Annotated in this window: 20 protein-coding genes and 2 pseudogenes; 8 read left to right on the top strand and 14 right to left on the bottom strand. The window is 70.7% G+C overall.

What is annotated here, in order from left to right:
• Nucleotides 1-106: 106 nt before the first annotated feature.
• The 6 genes from DEW08_RS16055 to recN all read left to right on the top strand — a co-directional run bounded on the left by DEW08_RS16055 (nucleotide 107) and on the right by recN (nucleotide 5,083).
• Entirely contained in the window at nucleotides 107-472 is a 366-nt protein-coding gene (locus DEW08_RS16055; protein ID WP_014241240.1) for a chemotaxis response regulator CheY, read from the top strand.
• 209 nt (nucleotides 473-681) lie between these two features.
• On the top strand, nucleotides 682-1,005 hold the full coding sequence (locus tag DEW08_RS32475) for a hypothetical protein (protein WP_245986322.1): 324 nt from the start codon (nucleotides 682-684) through the stop codon (nucleotides 1,003-1,005).
• Entirely contained in the window at nucleotides 1,002-1,625 is a 624-nt protein-coding gene (locus tag DEW08_RS33210) for a protein phosphatase CheZ (RefSeq protein ID WP_281262042.1), read from the top strand. Before DEW08_RS32475 ends, DEW08_RS33210 begins: the two co-directional genes overlap by 4 nt.
• A 96-nt stretch (nucleotides 1,626-1,721) precedes the next feature.
• Entirely contained in the window at nucleotides 1,722-2,462 is a 741-nt protein-coding gene (locus DEW08_RS16045; RefSeq protein WP_245986321.1) for a protein phosphatase CheZ, read from the top strand.
• A gap of 129 nt (nucleotides 2,463-2,591) precedes the next feature.
• Nucleotides 2,592-3,407 (top strand): outer membrane protein assembly factor BamD, encoded by an 816-nt coding sequence (locus DEW08_RS16040; RefSeq protein ID WP_109328778.1) that lies wholly within the window; start codon nucleotides 2,592-2,594, stop codon nucleotides 3,405-3,407.
• A gap of 8 nt (nucleotides 3,408-3,415) precedes the next feature.
• Complete coding sequence (recN, locus tag DEW08_RS16035; protein WP_109328775.1) at nucleotides 3,416-5,083, top strand: DNA repair protein RecN; 1,668 nt, start codon at nucleotides 3,416-3,418, stop codon at nucleotides 5,081-5,083.
• Between the two features lie 84 nt (nucleotides 5,084-5,167).
• Here recN and DEW08_RS16030 read toward each other — a convergent pair whose 3' ends face one another.
• Together DEW08_RS16030 and ligA are read right to left on the bottom strand one after the other, a co-directional pair.
• The gene (locus DEW08_RS16030; protein WP_109328773.1) at nucleotides 5,168-5,596 is read right to left on the bottom strand and encodes a bacteriohemerythrin; all 429 of its coding nucleotides are present in this window, start codon (nucleotides 5,594-5,596) and stop codon (nucleotides 5,168-5,170) included.
• A 234-nt stretch (nucleotides 5,597-5,830) separates the two neighbouring features.
• Nucleotides 5,831-8,213: pseudogene (gene ligA / locus DEW08_RS16025) on the bottom strand (NAD-dependent DNA ligase LigA).
• A 157-nt stretch (nucleotides 8,214-8,370) separates the two neighbouring features.
• Between ligA and DEW08_RS16020 the strand changes: the two are divergent.
• Both DEW08_RS16020 and DEW08_RS33205 read left to right on the top strand, forming a co-directional pair.
• The gene (locus DEW08_RS16020; RefSeq protein WP_109328771.1) at nucleotides 8,371-8,904 is read left to right on the top strand and encodes a hypothetical protein; all 534 of its coding nucleotides are present in this window, start codon (nucleotides 8,371-8,373) and stop codon (nucleotides 8,902-8,904) included.
• A gap of 353 nt (nucleotides 8,905-9,257) precedes the next feature.
• Nucleotides 9,258-10,604 (top strand): globin-coupled sensor protein, encoded by a 1,347-nt coding sequence (locus DEW08_RS33205; RefSeq protein ID WP_109328769.1) that lies wholly within the window; start codon nucleotides 9,258-9,260, stop codon nucleotides 10,602-10,604.
• A 280-nt stretch (nucleotides 10,605-10,884) separates the two neighbouring features.
• Here the strand turns inward: DEW08_RS33205 and lpxC are convergent, their stop codons facing one another.
• The 12 genes and pseudogenes from lpxC to mraY form a co-directional block, all read right to left on the bottom strand.
• Nucleotides 10,885-11,820 (bottom strand): UDP-3-O-acyl-N-acetylglucosamine deacetylase, encoded by a 936-nt coding sequence (lpxC, locus tag DEW08_RS16010; protein WP_109328767.1) that lies wholly within the window; start codon nucleotides 11,818-11,820, stop codon nucleotides 10,885-10,887.
• A gap of 344 nt (nucleotides 11,821-12,164) precedes the next feature.
• The gene (ftsZ, locus tag DEW08_RS16005) at nucleotides 12,165-14,015 is read right to left on the bottom strand and encodes a cell division protein FtsZ (protein ID WP_109328765.1); all 1,851 of its coding nucleotides are present in this window, start codon (nucleotides 14,013-14,015) and stop codon (nucleotides 12,165-12,167) included.
• A 135-nt stretch (nucleotides 14,016-14,150) separates the two neighbouring features.
• A complete protein-coding gene (gene ftsA / locus DEW08_RS16000) occupies nucleotides 14,151-15,428 on the bottom strand; it encodes a cell division protein FtsA (protein ID WP_109328763.1) in 1,278 nt (425 codons plus the stop codon).
• A 31-nt stretch (nucleotides 15,429-15,459) separates the two neighbouring features.
• Nucleotides 15,460-16,419 (bottom strand): cell division protein FtsQ/DivIB, encoded by a 960-nt coding sequence (locus tag DEW08_RS15995; RefSeq protein ID WP_245986319.1) that lies wholly within the window; start codon nucleotides 16,417-16,419, stop codon nucleotides 15,460-15,462.
• Nucleotides 16,404-17,303: a D-alanine--D-alanine ligase gene (locus DEW08_RS15990; protein WP_245986652.1), complete on the bottom strand. Its 900-nt coding sequence runs from the start codon at nucleotides 17,301-17,303 to the stop codon at nucleotides 16,404-16,406. Before DEW08_RS15990 ends, DEW08_RS15995 begins: the two co-directional genes overlap by 16 nt.
• Before the next feature lie 41 nt (nucleotides 17,304-17,344).
• Nucleotides 17,345-18,277 (bottom strand): UDP-N-acetylmuramate dehydrogenase, encoded by a 933-nt coding sequence (gene murB / locus DEW08_RS15985; RefSeq protein ID WP_245986317.1) that lies wholly within the window; start codon nucleotides 18,275-18,277, stop codon nucleotides 17,345-17,347.
• Nucleotides 18,278-18,291: 14 nt separating this feature from the next.
• A complete protein-coding gene (gene murC, locus DEW08_RS15980; protein WP_109328755.1) occupies nucleotides 18,292-19,713 on the bottom strand; it encodes a UDP-N-acetylmuramate--L-alanine ligase in 1,422 nt (473 codons plus the stop codon).
• A 7-nt stretch (nucleotides 19,714-19,720) separates the two neighbouring features.
• Complete coding sequence (locus DEW08_RS15975; RefSeq protein ID WP_245986316.1) at nucleotides 19,721-19,906, bottom strand: hypothetical protein; 186 nt, start codon at nucleotides 19,904-19,906, stop codon at nucleotides 19,721-19,723.
• 65 nt (nucleotides 19,907-19,971) lie between these two features.
• Entirely contained in the window at nucleotides 19,972-21,144 is a 1,173-nt protein-coding gene (gene murG, locus DEW08_RS15970; protein WP_109328751.1) for an undecaprenyldiphospho-muramoylpentapeptide beta-N-acetylglucosaminyltransferase, read from the bottom strand.
• 26 nt (nucleotides 21,145-21,170) lie between these two features.
• A pseudogene (locus DEW08_RS15965) lies at nucleotides 21,171-22,291 on the bottom strand (FtsW/RodA/SpoVE family cell cycle protein).
• Nucleotides 22,288-23,682, bottom strand: a complete 1,395-nt coding sequence (gene murD, locus DEW08_RS15960) for a UDP-N-acetylmuramoyl-L-alanine--D-glutamate ligase (RefSeq protein WP_109328749.1) — start codon at nucleotides 23,680-23,682, stop codon at nucleotides 22,288-22,290. Before murD ends, DEW08_RS15965 begins: the two are co-directional and overlap by 4 nt.
• A 10-nt stretch (nucleotides 23,683-23,692) precedes the next feature.
• Nucleotides 23,693-24,778: a phospho-N-acetylmuramoyl-pentapeptide-transferase gene (gene mraY, locus DEW08_RS15955; protein ID WP_109328747.1), complete on the bottom strand. Its 1,086-nt coding sequence runs from the start codon at nucleotides 24,776-24,778 to the stop codon at nucleotides 23,693-23,695.

Here is a 24,778-nt window from a genome sequence, read left to right as displayed (position 1 = left end):
AGGGCATCACAAGGCGCCACACTCCCGGAGGATCGCGCCAGGTCCGCCCCGGATGCCTCGGAACGCCGGACCTGTCCCGGCAACGGATTTTTGCGGAGACGTCTAGATGAAGATCCTCGTCGTCGATGATTACGCCACCATGCGGCGCATCGTGCGAAACCTGTTGACCCAGATCGGCTACACCGACATCGACGAGGCCGGCGACGGGGTCTCGGCGCTGCAGAAGCTGCGCGAGAGCAAGTTCGGTCTGATCATTTCCGACTGGAACATGGAGCCGATGACCGGCCTCCAGCTCCTGAAGGAGATCCGCGCCGACGCCAAGCTCGCCTCGACGCCGTTCATCATGGTCACCGCCGAGAGCAAGACCGAGAACGTGATCGCGGCCAAGCAGGCCGGCGTCAACAACTACATCGTCAAGCCGTTCAACGCCGATACGCTGAAGCAGAAGATTCAGGCGGTCATCGGCGGCTGATCCCGGGGCCTGGAGTTCCGGCGGACGCGAAAGCGACGGTTCGAAGGGCACGGTTCGAGGGAGTGGACAGGTTGGACCAGCTTCCACAGCTGTCCGATGAAGAGTTCGACCAGATCGAAGAAGCGATCGCTCGAACGACCAAAGGGCGAGCCTTTCTGCGACGTTTCCACCGGCGGTCCCTCGGGGCCGCCGCGGAAGAAATCCGCACCATGCTCCAGGAGTTCCGCACCTCCTGGACCAAACAGAACGAGGCGGTCGAGGCGGCCAAGCACGTCGGCGTGCTGCGGCGCGAGCTGATGGAGATGGCTGCCTCCATCGAACAGGCGCGCCGCGAGGTGGCGGCGCTGCGGCCGCCCGACGGGTCGGGCGACCGCATCCTGTCGGCCACCAACGAGCTGGACGCCATCGTCATCTCGACCGAGCGGGCCTCCTTCGAGATCCTGAACGCCGCGGAGCGGCTGATGGAGCTCGGCGGCAAGCTGCGCGCCTCGGGCGCCGATCCGGAGATCTGCGCGCAGATCGAGGGGAGGTGACGAACATCTTCACCGCCTGCTCGTTCCAGGACCTGACCGGCCAGCGCACCAGCAAGGTGGTCAACGCGCTCCGCTACATCGAGCAGCGCGTCATCGCCATGATCAGCATCTGGGGCGAGGAGGGGCTGGCCGGCATCGCCGTCGCCGACGAGCAGACCGACCACCGCCCGGACGCGCATCTGCTGAACGGTCCCCAGCTCGACGGGCACGGCGTCAGCCAGGCCGACGTCGACAGCATGTTCTCCAGCGATCCGGTCCCGGCGGCGCCCGCCCCGGCTCCGGAACCGGCGGCGCCGGTCCAGGCGAGCCAGGCCGACATCGACAGCCTGTTCGACAGCCCGGCCCCGGCCCCGGCTCCTGCGCCCGCCGCCCCGGCGATGGCGAGCCAGGCGGACATCGACAGCCTGTTCGACAGCCCGGCTCCGGCCGCTCCTGCGCCGGCCCCCGAGCCGCCGGCCCCCGAACCGCCGGCCAAGAAGCCGGTGCCGAAGCCGCCCTCGGCGGCGGCGAAGCCGATCCCCAAGCCGGCGGCCAAGGCGGCCAAGAGCCCGCCGCCGCCCGCCGCGGAGGAGCCGCCGGCTCCGCTCGACCAGGCAGCCATCGACGCGCTGTTCGGCTGATCCGGGATCCGCCCGGCGCGGGCCACCGACAGACCACAACGACCCCAACCGGCCGTCTGCGGCCGTTCGACAGAGGCGGGACCCAGGATGAAGCAGATGACCAAGCCCTACATGGCCGAGCTTCAGAAGGCCCGCAAGGCTGGCAACCCCTACAAGCCCGCCCTGGCGGAGGGTGGCGCGCCGGGGGCCGCCGCCGGGGCGGTCGTCGCCGCCCTGCCGGTGCAGCCGGTCGTCGCCGACAACAGCGAGGTGCTGAAGGCGATCGGCGACCTCGGGGCCAAGCTCGACCGTTTCCTGACGATGGACGCGGCGCAGATCGACCACATCCAGGTGGAGATCGCCGACATCTCCGGCCGGATCAAGGCGACCAAGGTGGAGATGGCGGCCATCCGCCATCCGCTGGCCGGCGACGACAAGTTCCAGCAGGCCAGCCAGGAGCTGAACGCCGTCGTCTCCGCGACGGAGGCCGCGACCAACACCATCATGGCCTGCGCCGAGGAGATGGAGGAGATCGTCCAGGAGCTGCGCTCGTCGCTGCCGGAGGGCTACCACTCCGACCGGGTCAACGACATGGTGGACGTCATCGTCCGCATCTACGAGGCCTGCAACTTCCAGGACCTGACCGGCCAGCGCATCACCAAGGTGGTCCGTGCCCTCAGCTTCATCGAGGAGCGGGTGGACGCCATGATGGGCCTGTGGAACAAGCGCGAGTTCGAGGCGATGCCGCTGCCGCCCGAGGTCACCAAGAAGGACGAGGAACTCGACCTGCACGGCCCGGCCAACGTCACCGACAGCGGCAACATCAGCCAGGCCGACATCGACGCCCTGTTCGGCTGACCGGCGCCCGCCGGCCACCGGCGCAGGCCCGGCCGCAACCCGGCTTCGGCAAAATGCCGGAGATCCGGCTTGCCGCGCCGGTGCGACTGCGTGCTATACAGGAACAAACCGGAAAGCCCCAAGAAGACCATGCTTGCCCGTCCGTTCCGTCTGCCGCTCGCGGCCGCCCTTCTCGCCACCGCGCTGGCGTCCTGCTCCTCCACCAAGGAGGATGCCTATGTCGAGCGCCCGGCCGACCAGCTCTACCAGCAAGCCGACGCCGCCATGAAGGAGGAGGCGTACAAGCGCGCCGCCAAGCTCTATGACGAGGTCGAGCGCCAGCACCCCTATTCCGAATGGGCCAGCAAGGCGCAGATCATGGCCGCCTACGCCCATTACCAGGACCTGAAGTACGACGACGCCATCCTGGCGCTCGACCGCTTCATCCAGCTCCATCCCGGCAGCCCGGACATCGCCTACGCCTACTACATGCGGGCCCTGTCCTATTACGAGCAGATCACCGACGTGCGCCGCGACCAGCGGATGACGCGGCTGGCGCTCGACGCGCTGCAGGAGGTGGTGCGCCGCTTCCCGGACACCGAATACGCCCGCGACGCCAAGCTGAAGATCGACCTGACCAACGACCATCTCGCCGGAAAGGAGATGGAGGTCGGCCGCTTCTACCTGCGCCAGGGCCAGTATCCGGCGGCGATCAACCGGTTCCGCGTCGTGGTTGAAAACTACCAGACCACCTCCCATGTGCCGGAGGCGCTGCACCGGCTGGTGGAGTGCTATCTGGCGCTGGGCGTCACCGACGAGGCGAAGACCGCCGCCGCCGTGCTCGGCCACAACTTCCCCGGCAGCGAATGGTACACGGACAGCTACGCACTGCTGGTGGACGCCAACCTGCGTCCCGAGCGAAACGAGAAGTCGTGGCTCAGCAAAGCCTGGAACTCCCTGTTCTAGGCCGGTCCATGCTGGCCTCGCTGACGATCAGGGACGTCGTCCTGATCGAACGGCTGACGCTGTCCTTCCGGCGGGGCCTCTGCGTCCTGACCGGCGAGACGGGCGCCGGCAAGTCGATCCTGCTCGACGCGCTGGGTCTGGCGCTCGGCGCGCGGGCCGAATCGGGCCTCGTGCGCCACGGCGCCGAGCAGGCCGCGGTCACCGCGGAGTTCGAGCTGTCGGGCGACCATCCCGCCCTCGCCATCCTCAAGGAACAGGGGCTCGACGCCGACGACCATCTGGTGGTGCGCCGGACGGTCAGCGCCGACGGCCGCAGCCGCGCCTGGGTCAACGACCAGGCGGTCGGCGTCGGGCTGCTGAAGCGGCTGGGCGAGGAGCTGGTCGAGGTCCACGGCCAGTTCGACACCCACGGCCTGCTGAATCCCCAGACCCATCGCGGCGTGCTCGACGCCTATGCCGGGCTCGACACGCTGGCCGCCCAGGTGGCCGCCGCGCACCGTGCCTGGCGTCAGGTCGAGGAGGCGCGCGCCAACGCCGCCGCCGAGATCGCGCGCGCCCGCTCGGAGGAGGAGTATCTGCGCCACGCCGTGGCCGAGCTCGACGCGCTGGCGCCCAAGCCGGGCGAGGAGGCGGAGCTGGCCGAGACGCGCGCCGTGCTGATGCACCGGGAAAAGCTGGTGGACGGGCTGAACGGCGCCTTCGCCGAGCTGTCGGGCGAGCGCGGGGCCGAGCGGTCGCTGTCCGCCGCCATCCGCACCCTCAGCCGCATCGCCGACAAGGCGGGCGGCGTGCTCGATCCGGTGATCGCCGCGCTCGACCGCGCGGCGAGCGAGCTGGCGGAGGCGACCGGCGCCCTGCAGGCGGTCTCCGCCAATGTCGACATGGACCCCCGCGCGCTGGAGAAGCTGGAGGAGCGACTGTTCGCCCTGCGCGCCGCCGCCCGCAAGCACGGGGTGGACGTCGATGCGCTGGCGGCGCTGCGCGAGGACATGGCCGGCCGGCTGCTGCTGATCGAGGACCAGGGCGACCTGCTGACCCGTCTCGCCAGGGAATCGGAACAGGCGCGCGAGGCCTACCGCAAGGCGGCCGAGGCGCTCGGCGGCGAGCGCCGCGCGGCGGCCGCCCGGCTCGACGCCGCGGTGGCCACCGAACTGCCGCCGCTGAAGCTGGAGAAGGCCCGCTTCCGCACGCTGGTCGAGCCGCTGGACGAGGCCGAATGGGGGCCGCACGGCCTCGACCGCATCGCCTTCCAGGTGGCGACCAATCCCGGCTCGCCGCCGGGGGCGCTGAACAAGATCGCCTCGGGCGGCGAGCTTGCCCGTTTCATGCTGGCGCTGAAGGTGGTGCTGGCCCAGACCTCGACCGTCGGCACGCTGGTGTTCGACGAGGTCGACACCGGCATCGGCGGCGCCGTCGCCGCCGCGGTGGGCGAGCGTCTGGAGCGGCTCGGCCACGGGCTGCAGGTGCTGGTGGTGACCCACAGCCCGCAGGTCGCCGCCCGCGGCGCCATCCATCTCAAGGTTCAGAAGTCGGTGTCGGGCGAGCGCGTCGCCACCAGCGTCGCCGAGCTGGACGGCGACGAGCGGCGCGAGGAGATCGCCCGCATGCTGTCCGGCGCCACCGTCACCGCCGAGGCCCGCGCCGCCGCCACCAGCCTGATCGCCGGCCGCGGCTGAGGGGGCCGGCCGGCGCCCCCCGGCGCTTCCCGGCAACCGTCATGGCGGGCTTGTCCCGGCCATGACGGTCTGGCGGGGCCGGGGTCACGCCACCACGGGGGTCCGTTCCGGCCGGACCGCGGCGGCGGCGTAGTCGCCGAAGCGGGTGTCCTCGCGCAGGATGTGCTTGCCCAGCCAGTCGGCGCAGAACTCGAAGACCGCCTCGCCGGAGATCGCGGCGGGGCTGGAGGTGAAGCGGTCGCGGAACTCCTCCACCTGGCGGGTCAGCGAATCGTGCAGCGCCTTGTGCGCGTCGAAGGTGGGATAGCCGGCGGCGGCCATGCAGGCCTCCTCCGCGGCGAAATGGTGCCGGGTATAGGCGATCAGCTCGTTCAGGATCGCCGCGATGGTCTGCGGGTTGCGGCGGTTCTCGACGCTGGCCAGCTTGTTCACGATGGCGATCAGCTCGCGGTGGTCGTCGTCGAGCTCCTCGTTGCCGACGCTCATCCAGCGCGACCACTGAATCGGTTCCATGGCGATTCTCCCTAAAGATGGTTCTTATTGGGACGTCTCGTCGATGCCGTACGGGGGATTGTTTCGTACGCGGACGTCTTCTTTTTGGAAGATTTCGCTTATCTGACCCCCTGCGCGCCCCTGCGTCAATGTGACCGAAGGGCTATGCGACAATCTGCCGATGGCGGGGCGCCAGCCCCGCCGGTCCTGCCGATGGCGGGGCGCCAGCCCCGCCGGTCCTGCCGACAGCGGGGCTCAGGCCCCGCCGATCAGCGCCACCCACTCCGCCTCGGTCAGGATGGCGACGCCCAGCTCCTTCGCCTTGGCGGCCTTGCTGCCGGCGTCGGCGCCGACCACGACATAGTCGGTCTTGGACGACACCGACCCCGCCACCTTGGCCCCCAGCGACTCGGCGCGGGTCTTCGCCTCGGGGCGGGTCATGGTCTCCAGCGTGCCGGTGAAGACCACCGTCTTGCCGGCGACCGGCGAGGCGACCGCCTTCGGCGCCTCGGCGTCCAGCACGCGCACCTTGCCCATCAGGGCGCGGACCAGCTCCAGGTTGCGCTCCTCCAGGAAGAAGGAGGCGATCTCCTCCGCCGCGACCTCGCCGACGTCGGGCACCGCCACCAGCTCGCCCCAGGCCGGCCCCGGCGCCTGCGCCGAGGCGGCGGACATGGCGGCGGCCCAGGCCTCCAGCGTGCCGTAGGTCTCGGCCAGCGCCCGGGCGGTCGGGGCGGTCAGCCGCTTGATCCCCAGCGAGGCGATGACGGTCTCCAGCCGCAGCGAATCGTTGCCGGCATAGAAGGCCAGCTTCTCCTTGCACTCCGGATCGGCGAACCAGGCCAGGATGGTGTCGGCGGTGACCCGCCCGACGCCCTTCAGCTCGTGCAGGACGCGCCACTCCTCGCCGGGCATGGCGCGGCCGGCCTCCAGCATCGCCTCCACCCAGCGCTCCATGCTGCGGTACTGGCGGGCCAGCGACTTGGCCGTCACCTCGCCGACATGGCGGATGCCCAGCGCGAAGATGACGCGGTGCAGGTCGGTGCCGTCGCGGCGCTGGCGGATCGCCTTGAACAGGTTGTCGCGCGACTTCTCCTTCCAGCCCGGCCGGCCGAGGATGCGGATCTCGCCGCTCGCCTCGCGCTCCTCCAGCGTGAAGATGTCGACCGGCGAGCGGATCAGCCCGTCGTCCCAGAACTCCTCGACGATCTTCTCGCCCAGCCCCTCGATGTCGAAGGCGTCGCGCGACACGAAGTGGCGCAACCGCTCCTTGGCCTGGGCGGCGCAGATCAGCCCGCCGGTGCAGCGCCGGATCGCCTCGCCCGCCTCGCGCACGCAAGGCTGCCGCAGACCGGGCAGTGGGTCGGCGCGTGATAGGGGACGGCGCCCTCCGGCCGCTGCGACGGCACCACCTCGACCACCTGCGGGATGACGTCGCCGGCGCGCTGCACCACCACCAGGTCGCCGACCCGGATGTCCTTGCGGGCGATCTCGTCCTCGTTGTGCAGGGTGGCGCGGCTGACCACGACGCCGCCGACGGTGATCGGCTCCAGCTCGGCGACCGGGGTCAGGGCGCCGGTGCGGCCGACCTGCACCGTGATGTCCGTCAGCCGGGTCTGCGCCTGCTCGGCCGGGAACTTGTGGGCGATGGCCCAGCGCGGCGCCCGGCTGACGAAGCCCAGCCGCTGCTGCAGCTCCAGGCTGTTGACCTTGTAGACCACCCCGTCGATGTCGAAGGGCAGGCCGCTTCGCCGCCGCCCGATCCCCTCATAGTAGGAGAGCAGGGCGTCGGCCCCGCCGCACAGCTCGGCCGGGCGGTTCAGGCGGAAGCCCCAGCCCTTCAGCCGCTCGCGGATGCCCCACTGGCTGTCGGCGATCGGCTCCGACAGCTCGCCCAGCGCATAGCCGAAGAAGCAGAGCGGGCGCGCCGCGGTGATCCTGGGGTCGAGCTGGCGCAGCGACCCCGCCGCCGCGTTGCGCGGGTTGGCGAACAGCGGCTCGCCCTTCCCGGCGCGGGCGGCGTTCATCGCCAGGAAGTCGTCGCGGTTCATATAGACCTCGCCGCGCACCTCCAGCACCGCGGGATAGGGGGCGGCAAGCTGGTGCGGCACGTCGCGGATGGTCTTCACGTTGGCGGTGACGTCCTCGCCCTCCGCCCCGTCGCCGCGGGTGGCGGCGAGCACCAGCCGCCCGTCCTCGTAACGCAGCGAGCAGGACAGCCCGTCGATCTTCGGCTCCGCCACGAACTCCAGCGGCGCCTCGTCGGACAGGCCGAGGAAGCGGCGGACGCGGGCGACGAAGTCCTGCGCATCCTCCGGCGCGAAGGCGTTGCCGAGCGAGAGCATGGGCACGGCGTGGCGGACCTTGCCGAAGCCCTGGGCCGGGGCGGCGCCGACGCGCAGCGAGGGGAGTCGGGCCGGCGCAGCTCGGGGAAGCGCGCCTCGATCGCGCCGTTGCGGCGGACCAGCCCGTCATAATCGGCGTCCGGAATCTCCGGCCGGTCCTGTTGATGGTAGAGCCGGTCGTGGTGTGCGATCTCCGCGGCCAGGGCAGCCAGTTCGGCCTCCGCCTGCGCGGGCGTCAGCTCCTCGACCGGGGTCCGGCGCAGGGCGACGGGGGTGGCGAACAGGTCGGTCATGGCGTGTCTCGTCCGTCCTTGTGGGTGCGGTCCGGCGGCTCCGGCAGACGGGAGCCGGACGGGGCCGGGCAGCATAGCGCCCCTGCGCCGCGGGTGGGAGTCGTGACGCGGTACCCTGTCCGTGTATGATCGCGCCATTCCTGACCGGACACAGTGCATGCCTCGTTCCGCCTCCTCCACCCTGTCCATCGACGATCGTCTGGTGATCGCCGCCGCCCTCGACCGGATCCTCTACGACGATCCCGACCGCTTCGCGGCGGAGGATGCGCGGACCGTGCGCCGGCTGGTTCCCTATGCCCGCTCCTCCTGGTTGCGGCTGGGCTTCCGGGCGGAGACCAAGGGGCCGTCCATGCGCGGCGAGGGGGCCGGCGGCGTCGGCGACGTCCACATGGACGGCGACAAGAAGGTGGTGGAGGGCGGCGTCGGCGAGTCGACCGTCTGGCGCTGCGGCCAGTACAAGATCACCAACCATGGCGGCGACCTGGAGATCTGGCAGGTCATGAGCGACGAGTTCGCCGAGCATCCCAAGGGCGCCCGGCTGGAGTTCGATCCCCGCGGCGAGCCGGAGCGGCTGACCTTCTTCCAGCCGCGCGACATCGAGCTGCGCATCCCCTTCACCAGCTTCGCCATCGGCGTGCGGCTGGGCGGCTGGCAGGACTGGAAGCAGGCGGACGGCCACACGCCCGGCTGAACGTCCGGCCTTCGCCCGGCCGAATGCCGATGGGCCGGCCGCCCGGCGCGTCAAGGTGGCGGGTTGAAGCCAACTCCCATTCTGCACTCGCAGAATGCGAATCGCTCGCAGGCATTCTGCGAAACGCGGCGGCCGATCCGCGCATGGCTGGGATGCCGGGTGGGCCACGGGGCCATCCCCGGTGATCCGGTCCCGGACGGATCCCGTACCAACCCATGACTCCAGCGTCAGCTTCGGAGCAGGCGCCCGCTGGCACAAGAGTTGCGGGTACATCGGACAATCAGTTCGGACGCCTGCGCCCGCACCGGCGGGTACAGGACAGGATCCGACGAATCGAGCGGCAAGGACCAACCATGAACGGCACGGACAGCGCGCATCAGCAGCGCCGGCTTACCAGCTTCTCCATCACCGACCAGGATCTGGCGATCCTGCGCGAGAATGCGGAGTTCGCGGAGCGCACGCTGCCCCGCCTTCTGGAGCAGTGGCACGGCTGCTTCGCCGAATGGCCGGAGATCCAGGCGGCTCTGCGGAACCCCGCCGTTCACAAGCTGCGCGTCGCCCATTGGGTGCGCGTCGCTTCCGGCCGCGTCGATGGCGAGTTCCTCGAGTCCGCCCGCGCGCTGGCCAGCGCCTTCTACGAGAATGGCGTGCCCGGCTATGCCGTGTCGCTCTGCCATTTCACGGTGACCCGGGGCATCGCCGCGGAACTCGGCCTCAACGAGACCGGCGGCGGGCTGTTCGGCCGCGGCACCGATCCGAAGAAGATCGCCCTGCGCAACAGCCTCAACCGCATGGCCTGGATGGACCTGGAGCTGCTGCTGGAGACCTATGCCGAGGCCGAGCGGGCGGCGCGTCACCAGCTCCTCAACCGGCTGGCCGACGGGTTCGAGCAGGATGTGCGGACGCTGGTGCGCGACGTCGCCGGCACCGCGCAGCAGGCCGACGTCCATGTCGAGCGGATGGCCGGCATCGCCGCCGATTCCAGCCGGCGCTCCACCGAGATCGCCGCCGCCACCGATCAGGCGACCGCCAATGTCGAGACGGTCGCCGCCGCGTCGGAGGAGCTGACCAGCTCGATCGGCGAGATCAGCCGGCAGGTCGTCACCTCCTCGCAGATCGCCCGCAGCGCGGTGGCGGAGGCCGAGCACACCAACAACACGGTCAACGGTCTGGTCGAGGCCGCCCAGCGCATCGGCGAGGTGGTGCAGCTCATCAACTCCATCGCCAGCCAGACCAACCTGCTGGCGCTCAACGCGACCATCGAGGCGGCGCGGGCGGGAGAGGCCGGCAAGGGCTTCGCCGTCGTCGCCAGCGAGGTCAAGAGCCTCGCCAACCAGACCGCCAAGGCGACCGAGGAGATCGCCGCGCAGATCAGCGCCATGCAGGAGGCGGCGCGCAGCTCCGCCGGGGCGATCAAGGGGGTGGGCGGCACCATCGGCCGGATCAACGAGATCGTCACCACCATCGCCGCCGCGGTGGAGCAGCAGACCGCCGCCACCCGCGAGATCAGCCGCAACGCCCAGGAAGCCGCGGCGGGAACCCAGGAGGTGGCGCGCATCATCGGCGACGTGACCCAGGGGGCGGGAGAGACCGGCAGCATCGCCGGGCAGGTCCGCGACGCCACCGGGCTGCTGCGCCGGAAGGCCGACCTGCTGGACAACAGCGTCGAGGCCTTCCTCGGCCGCATCCGCGCCGCCTGATCCGGCGGGGCAGGGGTGCGGGCAGGGGTGTGGGCAGGGGGCATTCGAAAGTATTTTCTTAAAAATGTCTGATAACCACCTGAAATAGTTCAAAAACCGAATCAAATCCGTGGATCGCGTCACGCGCCCGCCCCGGCAGGGGAGGGCGCCTTTCGCGTCCGGCCGCTTCCTCCCGCCGGAAGGGGAGGGGGGCGGACAAAGAAAAAGCCCTCCCCCGGAGAAGGGGAGGGCAGGCGATCGAACCGAAGAAATGGCCGGGAGGCCGGAGGCCGAGGGGCGGTCAGGCGACGGCCAGACGCTCCAGCGCCCGCTGGGCCGGGACCAGCCCCGCCATGGTGTCGTAGCGCCAGGCGCTGCGGTCGGCGAACAGCGCGCGCAGAAGCTGGTTGTTCAGCGCGTGGCCTGACCGGAAGCCGCGGAAATGGCCGATGATCGGCGCGCCGGCGAGGTAGAGGTCGCCGACCGCGTCCAGGATCTTGTGGCGCACGAACTCGTCCTGGAAGCGCAGGCCGTCCGGGTTCATCACCGAATCGCCGGAGATGACCACCGCGTTGTCCAGCGAGCCGCCGCGGGCGAGGCCCATCTTGCGCAGCCCCTCGACCTCGTGCAGGAAGCCGAAGGTGCGGGCGCGGCTGATCTCGTCCTTGAACACGTCGCCGTCCAGCTCCACCGCATGCGACTGGCGGGCGATGGCGGCGCTGTCGAAGTCGATCTCGAAGCTGTAGGTCGGGGCGACGTCGGGGGTGAAGGTGGCGCTCTTGCCGCCGTCGCCGACGGCGACCGGGGCGAGGATGCGGATCACCCGGCGCGGGGCCTGCTGGATATGGATGCCGGCGGACTCGATGGCGGCCACGAAGGGCGCCGAGCTGCCGTCCATGATCGGAACCTCGATGGCGTCGACCGACACGATGGCGTTGTCGATGCCGCAGCCGGCCAGCGCCGCCATCAGATGCTCGATCGTGCCGATGGTGGTGCCGTGCTCGTTGCCGATCACCGTGCACAGCCGCGTGTCGACCACATGGTCCCAGCGCGCCGGAACCACCGCGGCGGCGCCGCGCAGGTCGCTGCGGATGAAGGTGATGCCGGAGTTCGCCTCGGCCGGAGAAATCGTCAGCGTGACCTTGGCGCCCGAATGCAGACCGACGCCGATGATCGTCACCGGCTTCATCAGGGTCTGTTGGAACAGGCCGTCTGCATTTCTACGATTATGAGCCACGGTTATTTTCCGTCTTCGTCTCGGTCCGGGTTCCGGCGGCAGGTCCGCTGCGCCTTGTCTGGCCAACAGCAGGCATCGCCGCCTTTCACCATGGTCATTAGGTATCATCGGGTCCCGGCAAGGACAAATCACTCTTTGTTACCGTTTGTTGCAGAGCGGCGAGCGCGAAATCGCCCAGCCAAAACAAGGCCTTGCTGCAAAAAAAGTCCCCCGGCCCGCACATGGCGGACCGGGGGCCGAAGAACTTCGGGCAGGTTGTGGATTGCGCCGCCGGCGCCGCCTTCAAGGAGGCGGCGGCGACCGGCGACCATCTCCGGCTTTCGCCGGGATCTCTTGTGCCGTGATCAGTTCGCCTGACGCCGCAGGAAGGCCGGGATGTCCAGCTCCTCCTGCTCGTTGGGGCCGATCTTCGGCTGGGCCGTGCCCTCGATGCCCAGGCTCGGCTGGCGCGGAGCGGCCGGCATCTGCTGCGGGGCGGCCATCGGGGCCTGCGGGGCCATCGGGGCCATCGGGGCCTGCGGCGCCGCCGGGTGGGCGGCGTGCTGCACCGGCGGCATCATCGGCTGCTGCATGACCGGCTGCTGGTGCTGCTGCGGCATGACCGGCGGCTGCGGGGCGACCGGGTGCTGCGGGTGCGCCGGCTCGCTGCGCCGGCCGCCGGCCAGCCCGGTGACCAGGCCGAACAGGAAGTTCGGCTTGCGCGCCGGGGCGGGTTCCGGCTGCGGCGCCGGGGCCGGCTGCGGGGCGGCCATCGGCATGCCGGCCGGGCCGGTCTGCATCGGCGCGCCCATGGTGACCGGCTGGCGCGGGCCGGCGTCGGCCGGCTTCGGCGGGATGAAGGCGCCGTTGTGCTGCTCGCCGTGCAGCGGGCCGGCGGCCGGGCGAACCGGCTGGGCGGTCTCGACCGGGGCATGCTGCTGCAGGGCGGGATCGACCTGCGGCTGGACCGCCTGCTGCGCGACCTGCTGCGGGGCGACCGGCTGGACCTGCGGCTGGGCGTGCGGGTCGTACTGCAGGGCCGAGGTGCCGGCGGTGGCCGGCTGGGCCTGGCGGAGCGCGGTGGCGCTGCTCGGCATCGCCGGGACCGGGCTCACCCCCGGGGTGGTGCCGGGCGCGGCCGGCATCGGGGCGGCGGCGGTCAGGCCGGCCGGGGCGCCGGGCTTCTTGTTGCGGTCGTTGGGGACCAGCGACAGGTTGACCGGGTGCAGGCTGCGCGGGTTGCTCATCGCGGCGGCGTCGATGCCGGTGGCGACGACCGACACGCGCATCGTGCCTTCCATCGAGCTGTCGAAGGTCGAGCCGAAGATGATGTTGGCGTCGGGGTCGACCTCGTCGCGGACGCGGTTGGCCGCCTCGTCGACCTCGAACAGGGTCATGTCGTAGCCGCCGGTGATGTTGATCAGGACGCCGCGCGCCCCCTTCATCGACACGTCGTCCAGCAGCGGGTTGGAGATGGCGGCCTCGGCGGCCTCGATGGCGCGGCGCTCGCCGCCGGCCTCGCCGGTGCCCATCATCGCCTTGCCCATCTCGGTCATCACCGACCGGATGTCGGCGAAGTCCAGGTTGATCAGGCCGGGCATCACCATCAGGTCGGTCACGCCGCGCACGCCGGAATGCAGCACGTCGTCGGCCATCTTGAAGGCGTCCGCGAAGGTCGTCTTCTCGTTGGCGATGCGGAACAGGTTCTGGTTCGGGATGATGATCAGCGTGTCGACATACTGCTGCAGCTCGGCGATGCCGCTCTCCGCCAGCCGCATGCGGTGGCCGCCCTCGAAGTGGAAGGGCTTGGTCACCACGCCGACCGTCAGGATGCCGCGCTCCCGGGCCGCGCGCGCGATCACCGGGGCCGCGCCGGTGCCGGTGCCGCCGCCCATGCCGGCGGTGATGAACACCATGTTGGAGCCTTCGAGATACTGGACGATCTCGTCCATCTGCTCCTCGGCCGAGGCGCGGCCGATGTCCGGCTTGGACCCGGCGCCGAGACCCCGCGTCGTGCTGACGCCGAGCTGCAGCCGCTTCTCGCACAGGCTTCCCTTCAGGGCCTGCGCGTCGGTGTTGCCGACGACGAAATCGACGCCCTCAAGGTTCGACTTGATCATGTTGTTGACGGCGTTTCCGCCAGCGCCACCCACGCCGAACACGGTAATCCGCGGCTTCAGTTCCGGCTCGATATGGGGAATGGTCACATTGATCATATTGGTAGCCTCCACAACCTGTCTTCGTTCGGTTCGATATCTTGCTCTCGTGGGTGGGTCCGGTTGGTTCCGAACCGTTTTACTATCATTCATCAACGTGGTGAGGGGGATGCTCTTTTAAGGACTATGCCTTCTTTACAGGTTCTCCCTCAGCCACAGGCCGACGCGCCCAAGGAACCCGGTTGCCGTGGCCGCCTCATGGCCAGGCACCGTCAGTTCCGTGGGGTTGCGGACGGCATAGAGCAGGAGGCCGGCGGCCGTCGCGAAGGCCGGACCGCCATGGGCCTCGTTCAGGCCGGTCAGCCGCAGCGGGCGGCCGATGCGGACCTGCTTGTCCAGGATCAGTTGCGCCAGCTCCCGCGTGTTGGGAAGCTGGCTGGCCCCGCCGGTCAGCACCACGCGGCGGCCGACCTGCTTGGCATAGCCCGACTGCTCCAGGCGGCAGCGGACCAGTTCGAAGATCTCCTCCAGCCGCGGCTGGATGATGCGCACCAGGAAGCTCTTCGGCACGGTGTTGGTGCCGCCGCGCTCCTCCTCGCCGACCTGCGGGACGTCGATCGTCTCGCGCTCGTCGGCGGCGGTGGCCATGGCGCTGCCGTAGAGCGCCTTCATCCGCTCGGCATGGACCAGCGGCGTGGTCAGGCCGCGGGCGATGTCGCTGGTGACGTGGCTGCCGCCCACCGGGATGCAGTCCGTCCAGACGAGGTTGCCCTCGCTGAAGACCGAGATGGTGGTGGTGCCGCCGCCCATGTCGATGCAGGCGGAGCCCAGCTCCATCTCGTCGTCGACGAGGCAGGCGAGGCCCGAGGCATAGGGGCTGACCACCATGCTCTCGATGTCGAGATGGCAGCGGGCGACGCAGGTCTGCAGGTTGCGGATGGCGCCGGCCGAGGCGGTGATGACGTGCACCTGCACGGCCAGCCGGTCGCCGTACATCCCCTTGGGATCGCGGATGCCGCGGTTGCCGTCCAGCGCGAAGCCGACCGGCAGCGCATGGACCAGCGCCTGGTCGGGGCCGACCTGCAGGGTGCGGGCGTGCGCCATGGCGCGGCGGATGTCGCCGTCGGTCACTTCCTGGCCGTTGACCGGCACCTCCGCCGTGAAGGGGTGGCTGACCGGATAGCCGCCGGAGACGTTGACCAGCACGTCGCGGATGGTCTCGCCGGCCATCTGCTCGGCGGCGTGGACGGCGGCGCCGATCGAGGTCTCCGCCGCCTCCATGTCGATGATGGAGCCGGCGCGCACGCCCGTCGCGATCTGGTGGCCGACGCCGATGACACGGACGGAGCCGGCATCCTCGACCCGCGCGATGATGCAGCAGACCTTGGTCGAGCCGACGTCCAGCGCCGCGACGATCCCGCCGCGGGACGGACGTTTCGGCTTCTTGGCCCCGTTGAACCCCATCTTCAGCATGCCCAGGCTTTCGTTCCCTTGCGCGGTCCGCTCACGTCTTCTTGCCCGGCTTCTTCTTGCTGTCGTCCTCCCAGCCCGGAAGCTGGGCGGTGGCCGACGTCTGCAACACCGCCCGATCCGGCTGGCGCAGGTCAATGGCGACGATGTCGCGGTCCAGCACCTTGCCGCTGGCGTCCAGCTCGGCGAGCTGGCGCAGCGCCGTCACCATGCCCGGCCCCTCCGGCAGCTTGATCGTCACGCCGTTGTCGAGCTGCAGGTTCCAGCGGCGGTCGCTGATCCAGCTCGCCGAGGTGACGCGCGGCTTCAGCGCCGGCACCCGCTCCAGCGCCGCCAGCAGGCTGCGCACCTGGTTCGGGGCGTTGGCGCCGATCACCTGCGGCAGCGTGTCGATGCGCTTGTTGCCGCGGCGGGCCAGCTCCACGGCGTCGGCCAGCGGCCGGCCCTCGCGGTCGATCACGGTGAACTTGCGGTCGTGCTGCCAGATGGCCATCGGCTGGCGCTCGGACAGGCGGACATAGAGGATGCCGGGCAGCCGCCGCTCGACCGACACCGCCGACACCCAGGGAAGCTGCTCCAGCCGCTCCTTGGCCTCGGTCAGGCCGATCGCCAGGATCGGGTCGCCGCGCTGCACGCCCAGCGCCGCCAGCACCGCCTCGGGTTCGGTCTCCGTGCGGCCGGCCACCATGATCTCGTCCACCGAGAATCCGGCGGCGGCGGTCAGGCGGATCAGGCTGTCCTGCATCGCCGCCACGGTCTCCGCCACCGTGCCGCGCTTCCAGGCGGACCCGGCGAAGGCCAGCAGCCCCGCCACCGGCAGCATCACCAGCGCCGTGCGCAGGGCGGGGCGCGTCCAGCGCGGCCAGGCGCGCCGGCGGTTGCCCTTCTGCGCCGACTGCGCCATGGCGCGCGGCGGGCGCGGCGCCTCGTCGCGCGGGCGGGCGGCGGCGGCGGTTGCGCGCAGGTCGAGCGAAGGCATCAGGCGAGCTGACATCCGGCATTCTCCACGAGCCAGCCGACCAGGGCGCCGTAGGAGATCCCCACATGCGCGGCCTGTTCGGGCACCAGCGACAGGGGCGTCATTCCCGGCTGGTTGTTGATTTCGAGGAAATAGAGGCCGGTCGTTCCCGGCTTGCTGTCGTCCCAGCGGAAGTCGCTGCGCGAGACGCCGCGGCAGCCCAGCGTCTGGTGCGCCAGCACCGCCAGCCGCTTCGCCTCCTCGGCGACCTCGCCGGGGATGGCGGCGGGGACGGTGTGGACGGCGTGGCCGGCGCTGTACTTCGCGGTGTAGTCGTAGACCTGCGCCTGGAAGACGATCTCGGTCACCGCCAGGGCGCGGTCGCCCATGACGCCGACGGTCAGCTCGCGGCCGGGGATGAACTCCTCGACCAGCACGCGGTCGCCGAAGGTCCAGGCATCGCCGATCGGGCTGTTCTGCCCCTCGCGCACCAGCGTCACCCCGACGGTCGATCCCTCGTCCACCGGCTTGACGATGTAGGGGGCGGCCATCGGGTGGCCGGCGCCCTCGAACGCCGCGCGGGTCAGCACGACCCCCTTGGGCGAGCGGATGCCCGCCGTCTCCAGCACGCGCTTGGTCATCGCCTTGTCCATGGCGATGGCGGCGGCCTGGACGCCGGAATGGGTGTAGGGCAGCCCGAGGAACTCCAGCACGCCCTGGATGGTGCCGTCCTCGCCGCCGCGCCCGTGCAGCGCGTTGAACACCACGTCGGGGCGCGGGCTGGTCAGCGCCTGCATCAGCCCGCCGAGGTCGCGCTGAACGTCCACCGCGGTGACGCGGTAGCCTTCGTCCTCCAGCGCCTTGGCGACGCCGGCGCCGCTGACCAGCGACACCTCGCGCTCGGCCGACCAGCCGCCCATCAGGACGGCGACATGCTTCTTGTGCTTGAACAGGGCCTCGGTCACGGCGCGTCCTCCCGCTTCGCCGACGCGGGCACGCCGACGCGCTTGATCTCCCACTCCAGCGTGACGCCGGACATCCCGAACACCCGGCGGCGCACCTCCTCGCCCAGCCGCTCCAGGTCGTCGGCGGTGGCGGTGCCGGTGTTGATCAGGAAGTTGCAGTGCTTCTCGGACACCTGGGCGCCGCCGATCGTCAGGCCGCGGCAGCCGGCCCTGTCGATCAGCTCCCACGCCTTGTGGCCCTCGGGGTTCTTGAAGGTGGAGCCGCCGGTGCGCGAGCGGACCGGCTGGCTGTCGGCGCGCTTGTCGGCGATCTCCGTCATCCGCCGGGCGATCTCCAGCGCCTGGCCCTGATGCCCCTGCAGCACGGCGCCGGTGAAGATGCAGTCGGCCGGGGCGGCGCTGTGGCGGTAGGTGAAGCCCATGCCGTCGGCGTCGAACGCCAGCCGCTCGCCGCGGCGGCCGACCGCGGCGGCCGAGACGAAGACGTCCGCCAGCTCGCGCCCGTAGGCGCCGCCGTTCATGCGCAGGGCGCCGCCGATGGTGCCGGGGATGCCGGAGAGGAACTCCAGCCCGGCGATGCCGGCGTCGCGCGCCACCGTCGCCACATGGACGTCCAGCGCCGCCGCCCCGACCGTCAGCCGCATCCCCTCCGCCGCGATGTCGGTGAAGCCGCGGCCGAGCCGGATGGTCACGCCGGGGATGCCGCCGTCGCGCACCAGCAGGTTGGAGGCGACGCCGATCACGGTCACCGGCACGTCCGCCGGCAGCGCCGCCAGGAATTCGGCGAGGTCGTCGGCGTCGGCCGGGCGGAACAGCACCTCGGCCGGCCCGCCGACGCGGAACCAGGTGACCTGCGCCAGCGGCGCGTCGGCGGTCAGCCGGCCCCGGCAGGGCGGCATCCGCCCGATCAGGTGAGGGGTGCCCGTCATGTCGCGAGCCGCCGTCATGGCTTCCCCGCGCCGTACAGCCTGGAGAGATCGCCCGGCAGCGCGTTGGCCCACTGGGTGATGTTGCCGGCGCCCAGGCAGACGACGAAGTCGCCGGGCCGCGCCATGTCGCGCACCATCTGCGGCAGCGCGTCCGGCCCGGGCAGGGCGACGACCTGGCGATGGCCGTGCATGCGCAGCCCCTCGACCAGCGCGTCGCGGCTGACGCCCTCGATCGGCTGCTCGCCCGCCGCATAGACGTCGGCGACGATCACCGCGTCGGCGTCGTTGAAGCAGGTGCAGAACTCCTCGAACAGGTTGGCGAGGCGCGAATAGCGGTGCGGCTGCACCACCGCGATGGTGCGGCCGGTGCCGGCGGTGCGGGCGGCCTTCAGCACGGCGGCGATCTCCACCGGGTGGTGGCCGTAATCGTCGATCACCGTGATGCCGTTGGTCTCGCCGGTCTTGGTGAAGCGGCGCTTGACGCCCTGGAACTTGGCCATGCTGTCGCGCATCACCACGTCGGGCAGCCCCATCTCGTTGCCGACCGCGAAGCAGGCCAGCGAGTTCTGCACGTTGTGCGGCCCGAACATCGGCAGGTGGACGTCGGTGATGGTGCGCGTCTCGCCGCTGTGGCGGTCGTAGACCTGCACGTCGTAGCGGGCGCCGGCCGGGCTCAGCTCGACATTCACCGCGCGCACGTCGGCCTGCGGCGAGAAGCCGTAGGTGATGATCCGGCGGTCGGACACGCGCGGGATCATCGCCTGCACCTCGGGATGGTCGATGCACAGCGCCGCGAAGCCGTAGAAGGGGATGTTCTGGACGAAGCTGTCGAAGGCCGCCCGCGCGTTGTCGAAGGTGCCGTAGAAGTCCAGATGCTCCGGATCCATGTTGGTGACGACGGCGATGCAGGCCGGCAGCTTCACGAAGGTGCCGTCGCTCTCGTCCGCCTCCACCACCATCCAGTCGCCGGTGCCGAGCCGGGTGTTGGAGCCGTAGGCGTTGATGATGCCGCCGTTGATCACCGTCGGGTCGAGGTTGGCGTGCTCCAGCATGTTGCCGACCATCGAGGTGGTCGTGGTCTTGCCGTGGGTGCCGCCGATGGCGATCGCCCATTTCAGCCGCATCAGCTCGCCCAGCATCTCGGCCCGGCGGACCACCGGCACCAGGGCGGCGCGCGCCGCCACCACCTCCGGGTTGTCGCGCTTGACGGCGGAGGACACCACCACCACCGAGGCGCCGGCGATGTTCTCGGCCTTGTGCCCGACCGACACCGGGATGCCGAGGTCGCGCAGCCGCTTGACGTTGGCGTTCTCGGCAAGGTCGGAGCCCTGGACGGAATAGCCCAGGTTGCGCAGCACTTCGGCGATGCCGCTCATGCCGATGCCGCCGATGCCGACGAAGTGGATGGTGCCGATGGTGAGGGGAAGGGCGCGCATGTCTGGATTACTTTCCGCGGCGGAGCATCAGGCGAAGGGTGGCGTCCACGGCCGTCTCGGACAGGACGGCGGGGAGGGGGGTGGCCCCGGTGACGAAGGTCAGCCGGTCGCGCAGGAAGCAGTTCTCGGCGACCTCGCGGGGCAGGAGCGGGCAATGGGGGCGGTTGTACCACGCCCCCTCGGTCCGGGTCATGTCCGACGGCCAGTCCCGCAGCGGCCGCGAGGCGCGTCGGACGACGGAGCGCGAACCCTTTGGAATCATTCCGCGGCCTCCCTGGAATCGGTCTTCGTCCTGTCGGTCCGGGCCGGTCCGTTCGCCGCATGTCCGTCGCCCAGCATCGCCAGCACGGCGTCGGCGAGGTTGGCCGCCGCGGCGTCGGTGCCCCAGCCCCGCGCGGCGGCGGCGGCGCGGGCCAGCGCCGGGGCGTCGGACAGCAGGCCGGCGAGCTGGGCGGCCAGCGCCTGCGGCGTGAAGTCGGGCTGCGGCACCAGCCAGGCGGCGCCCGCCGCGGCGAGCTGCCGGGCATTGGCGGTCTGGTGGTCGTCGGTGGCGTGCGGGTAGGGCACCAGCACCGCCGGCCGGCCGATGCAGGTCAGCTCGGCGATGGTGGAGGCGCCGGCCCGCGTCACCGCCAGATGGCAGGCGGCCAGCCGCTCCGGCACGTCGCGGAAGAAGCTCTGCAGGTCGAGCCCGCCGAGGCCGAGGGCGGACAGCGCGGCTCGCGCCGCCTCCAGATCCTCCGGCCGGCACTGCTGCGACAGGTGGATGCGGGCGCGCAGCTCCGCCGGCAGCAGGGCCAGCGCCTGCGGCATCACCTCGGAGAAGACGCGGGCGCCCTGGCTGCCGCCCATCACCAGGATGCGCAGCGGGCCGTCGGCCGCCGGCACCTCGTACGGCGTGTCGCGCCGGGCGGCGACGGCCGGGCGGACCGGGTTGCCGGTGCGGACGATCTTGGCGCGGTCCTTCTGCCCGACCGCCGCCACCTCGGCGAAGGCGGTGGCGAGGCGCCGGGCGCTCTGCATCAGCATGCGGTTGGCGCGGCCGAGCACGGCGTTCTGCTCGTGCAGCAGCACCGGCAGCCGGGCCTGCCCCGCCGCGAAGACGGTGGGGACGGAGGGATAGCCGCCGAAGCCCACCACCGCCGCCGGGTCGAGCCGGCGCAGCAGCGCGCGCGCCTCCAGGATGCCGAGCAGGAGCTGCAGCCCGCCCTTCAGCTTGCCCGCGATGCCGCCGGCCGGCGAGGCGGCGCGGATGCGGTGGACCGGCACCTCCGGCAGGCCGTCGCCGAAGGCCTGTCCGCGGCGGTCGGTGACCAGCGTGACCGTCCGGCCGCGGGCCAGCAGCTCGCGCGCCAGCGCCTCGGCGGGGAAGAAATGCCCCCCGGTGCCGCCCGCGGCGAGGATGATGGTCTTGGCGCTTCCGGCGTTCATGATCGTCCGCTCCGGTCCTCTCGTCCTCACTCGGCCGGCCCGAAGCGCTTGCGCGTCAGGGCCAGCACCATCCCCATGCCGAAGCCCAGCGCCAGCAGCGACGAACCGCCATAGGAGATGAAGGGCAGCGTCATGCCCTTGGTCGGCATCAGGTGCAGCGACGATCCCATGTTGATCGCCGCCTGCAGGCCGAACTGGATCAGCAGCCCGGCCGTCGCCAGCACGACGAAGTAGTTGTTGTCGTTGAAGACCCGGGCGAAGCCGCGCAGCACGATGAAGGCGAACAGGACCACCACGGCGACGCAGAAGATCAGCCCCATCTCCTCGCCGGCCACCGCGAAGATGAAGTCGGCATGGCTGTCGGGCAGCGAGAACTTCACCGTCCCCTGGCCCGGCCCGGTGCCGAGCAGCCCGCCGTTGGCGAAGGCCTCCATCGAGCGGTTGACCTGGTAGTTGTCGCCCGCCGAGGGGTCGAGGAAGCGGTTGATGCGGCTGTGGACGTGCGGCAGCGTGAAATAGGCGCCGACCAGCCCGGCGAGGCCGAGCCCGCCGAGCCCATCACCAGCACGATGTTCAGCCCGGCCAGGAAGAACTGCGCGAACCACACCGCGGCGACGACGAAGGTCATGCCCAGGTCGGGCTGCAGGATCAGCCCGGCCAGCGTCACGCCGAACAGCACGGTCGAGACGATGGCGCCGGGGAAGCCGGGGTTGGTGCGCGACAGCGAGAACAGCCATGCCGCCACCACGGCGAAGGCCGGCTTGACGAACTCCGACGGCTGGATCGACAGGCCCGGCACATGGATCCAGCGCCGGGCGCCCTTGATCTCCACCCCGACCACCAGCGTGGCGTAGACCAGCGCCAGCGCGATCAGGAAGACCGCCAGGGCCACCCGCCGCACGCCGCGCGGGCTCAGCATCGACACCGCCCCCATCAGCAGGACGGTCGGCACCAGCATCATCAGGTGGCGTTCGACGAAGTAGAAGGTGTCCTGGATGCCGATGCGCTCGGCCACCGGCGGGCTGGCCGCGGTGATCAGGACGGTGCCGACGAACATCAGCACCGCCAGCGCGCCGAGCTGCCAGCGGTCGACGGTCCACCACCAGCGGCCGAAGACGGATTGGTCCGTGCGGTCGAAGCTGATCATCGGGCCGCACCCCCCTCCGTCAGAGACTTCACGCTGGCCACGAACGCCTCACCGCGCTTCTCGAAATTCGCGAACTGGTCCCACGAGGCGCAGGCCGGGGACAGCAGGACGCAGGCGCCGGGCAGGGACTCCCGCCGGGCGAGCGCCGCCGCCTTCGCCGTCGCAACATCGAGGGTGCCACATCTTGTATAGGCTACCCCGTTTTCATCAAGCCATATGGCGAAGCGGTCCGACGCCTCGCCGATCAGGAAGGCGTGGCGGACGCGATTCATGTAGGATTCCAGGCCGTTGAGCCCGGTCTCCTTGGCCTGTCCGCCGAGGATCCAGTAGATCGGGTCGAAGGTCGCCAGCGCCTTTTCGGCCGCGTCGGCGTTGGTCGCCTTGCTGTCGTTGACGAATCGGACCCCGTCGATGGTCGCGACGAGCTGCTGCCGGTGGGCGAGGCCGGGGAAGGTCGCCATCGCCGCGACGATCGCCGCCGCCGGCACGCCGGCCGCCTTGCAGGCGGCATAGGCCGCCGCGGCGTTCTGCCAGTTGTGGGTGCCGAGCAGCGCCGGGAAGCGCGACAGCTCCGCCACGCGCTCGGCCGCGCCCTCGGTGTCGTCGACCAGCCAGCCGTCCTCGGCATAGACGCCGCCCTCGACCCGGCCCAGGGCGGAGACCGGCCAGATGCGCTGGTCGCCGGCGGCGGCCAGCCGGGCGTGGATCGCCCGGCAATGCTCGTCGTCCACCCCGATCACCGCGGTGCGCGGCCAGGTCTGGCGGTGGAAGATCAGCCTCTTGGCGGCGACGTAGCCCTCCATCCCGCCGTGGCGGGCGAGGTGGTCGGGCGTGATGTTCAGCAGCACCGCGACGTCGAAGGTGATGGAGAAGGTCAGCTCCAGCTGGTAGCTCGACATCTCCAGCACATAGGTGCCGCCGGCCGGCATCGGCGGGAAGGTCAGCACCGGCGTGCCGAGGTTGCCGCCGACCGCGACGCGGCGGCCGGCCTTGTCCATGATGTGGCCGACCAGCGTCGTCGTGGTGGACTTGCCGTTGGTGCCGGTGATGCCGATGAAGGCGGCCTCGCGCTCGGCCCGCGCCAGCAGCTCGATGTCGCAGACCAGCTCCAGCCCGGCCTTGCGCGCCCGCTCGGCGACCGGGTGCGGCTTGGGGAAGGTGTGGGGGATGCCGGGCGACCACACCATGGTGGTCAGGTCCGACAGATCGGCGGTGGCGAAGTCGACGACCTGGTAGCCGGCTTCCGCGGCCTGCTCGCGCGAGGCGGGGTTGTCGTCCCACACCCGCACCTCGGCGCCGCTGCGCCGCAGCGCGTCGGCGGTGGCGAGCCCGGACTTGCCGAGGCCCATCACCGCGACCGGAAGCTCCTGCATGTAGAAGAGGTCGATCATCGCCGGTCCCTCACCGCAGCTTGAGGGTGGAAAGGCCGACCAGCGCCAGGATCGAGGCGATGATCCAGAAGCGGATCACCACCGTCGGCTCCGCCCAGCCCTTCTTCTCGAAATGATGGTGCAGCGGGGCCATGCGGAAGACCCGCTTGCCCGTGAGCTTGAACGACGCGACCTGCACGATGACCGATACCGTTTCCAACACGAACAGCCCGCCGATGATCGCCAGCACGATCTCGTGCTTGGTGACCACGCTGATGGCGCCCAAGGCTCCGCCCAGCGAGAGCGAGCCCGTGTCGCCCATGAAGACCATGGCGGGGGGCGCGTTGTACCAGAGGAATCCGAGTCCCGCACCTACCAGCGCTCCGCAAATCACGGTCAGCTCACCCGCGCCGGGCACATGGTGGATCTGCAGGTAGTTGGCGAAGATCGCGTTGCCGGTCAGATAGGCGATCAGGCCGAAGCAGCCCGCCGCGATCATCGTCGGCACGATGGCGAGCCCGTCCAGCCCGTCGGTCAGGTTCACCGCGTTGGAGGCGCCGACCATGATGAAGGCGCCGAACGGGATGAAGAACCAGGAGAGCTGGACCAGGAAGTCCTTCACGAAGGGCACCGCGACGCCGCCCGACAGCGGCGGGGCCGACACCCACATGATGGCCGCCGAGGCGACGACGCCGATGGCGATCTCCCAGCCCAGGCGGAAGCGGCCCGACAGCCCCTTGGTGTTGCGCTTGGTCAGCTTCAGGAAATCGTCGCCGAAGCCGATCAGGCCATAGCCGATGGTGACCATCAGCACGATCCAGATATAGGCGTTGGTGACGTCCGCCCACAGGACGGTGCTGACCGTCACGGCGATCAGGATCATCAGGCCGCCCATGGTGGGCGTGCCCTTCTTCTTGAAATGGGACTCCGGCCCGTCGCTGCGGATGGGCTGCCCTTCGCCCTGCTTGTACTTCAGCCACGCGATCAGGCGCGGGAAGAACAGGAAGCTGATGACCAGCGAGGTCAGCACCGCCCCGCCGGTCCGGAAGGTCAGGTACCGGAACAGGTTGAACGGGCTGAAGACGTCAGCGAGGGGGAAGAGGAGGTTGTAGAGCAT

This window comes from Azospirillum thermophilum, assembly GCF_003130795.1.
Taxonomy (GTDB): domain Bacteria; phylum Pseudomonadota; class Alphaproteobacteria; order Azospirillales; family Azospirillaceae; genus Azospirillum; species Azospirillum thermophilum.
Note: the sequence above shows the minus strand (reverse complement) of the source record. Positions and strands in the feature narration are given on the sequence as shown.

What these genes read in the sequence shown, in the direction of transcription:
- DEW08_RS16055 (WP_014241240.1), top strand. Translation starts at nt 107, where the DNA reads ATGAAGATCCTCGTCGTCGATGATTACGCCACCATGCGGCGCATCGTG.
- DEW08_RS32475 (WP_245986322.1), top strand. Translation starts at nt 682, where the DNA reads ATGCTCCAGGAGTTCCGCACCTCCTGGACCAAACAGAACGAGGCGGTC.
- DEW08_RS16045 (WP_245986321.1), top strand. Translation starts at nt 1,722, where the DNA reads ATGACCAAGCCCTACATGGCCGAGCTTCAGAAGGCCCGCAAGGCTGGC.
- DEW08_RS16040 (WP_109328778.1), top strand. Translation starts at nt 2,592, where the DNA reads ATGCTTGCCCGTCCGTTCCGTCTGCCGCTCGCGGCCGCCCTTCTCGCC.
- recN (WP_109328775.1), top strand. Translation starts at nt 3,416, where the DNA reads ATGCTGGCCTCGCTGACGATCAGGGACGTCGTCCTGATCGAACGGCTG.
- DEW08_RS16030 (WP_109328773.1), bottom strand. Translation starts at nt 5,596, where the DNA reads ATGGAACCGATTCAGTGGTCGCGCTGGATGAGCGTCGGCAACGAGGAG.
- DEW08_RS16020 (WP_109328771.1), top strand. Translation starts at nt 8,371, where the DNA reads ATGCCTCGTTCCGCCTCCTCCACCCTGTCCATCGACGATCGTCTGGTG.
- DEW08_RS33205 (WP_109328769.1), top strand. Translation starts at nt 9,258, where the DNA reads ATGAACGGCACGGACAGCGCGCATCAGCAGCGCCGGCTTACCAGCTTC.
- ftsZ (WP_109328765.1), bottom strand. Translation starts at nt 14,015, where the DNA reads ATGATCAATGTGACCATTCCCCATATCGAGCCGGAACTGAAGCCGCGG.
- ftsA (WP_109328763.1), bottom strand. Translation starts at nt 15,428, where the DNA reads ATGCTGAAGATGGGGTTCAACGGGGCCAAGAAGCCGAAACGTCCGTCC.
- DEW08_RS15995 (WP_245986319.1), bottom strand. Translation starts at nt 16,419, where the DNA reads ATGTCAGCTCGCCTGATGCCTTCGCTCGACCTGCGCGCAACCGCCGCC.
- DEW08_RS15990 (WP_245986652.1), bottom strand. Translation starts at nt 17,303, where the DNA reads ATGGGCGGCTGGTCGGCCGAGCGCGAGGTGTCGCTGGTCAGCGGCGCC.
- murB (WP_245986317.1), bottom strand. Translation starts at nt 18,277, where the DNA reads ATGACGGGCACCCCTCACCTGATCGGGCGGATGCCGCCCTGCCGGGGC.
- murC (WP_109328755.1), bottom strand. Translation starts at nt 19,713, where the DNA reads ATGCGCGCCCTTCCCCTCACCATCGGCACCATCCACTTCGTCGGCATC.
- DEW08_RS15975 (WP_245986316.1), bottom strand. Translation starts at nt 19,906, where the DNA reads ATGACCCGGACCGAGGGGGCGTGGTACAACCGCCCCCATTGCCCGCTC.
- murG (WP_109328751.1), bottom strand. Translation starts at nt 21,144, where the DNA reads ATGAACGCCGGAAGCGCCAAGACCATCATCCTCGCCGCGGGCGGCACC.
- murD (WP_109328749.1), bottom strand. Translation starts at nt 23,682, where the DNA reads ATGATCGACCTCTTCTACATGCAGGAGCTTCCGGTCGCGGTGATGGGC.
- mraY (WP_109328747.1), bottom strand. Translation starts at nt 24,778, where the DNA reads ATGCTCTACAACCTCCTCTTCCCCCTCGCTGACGTCTTCAGCCCGTTC.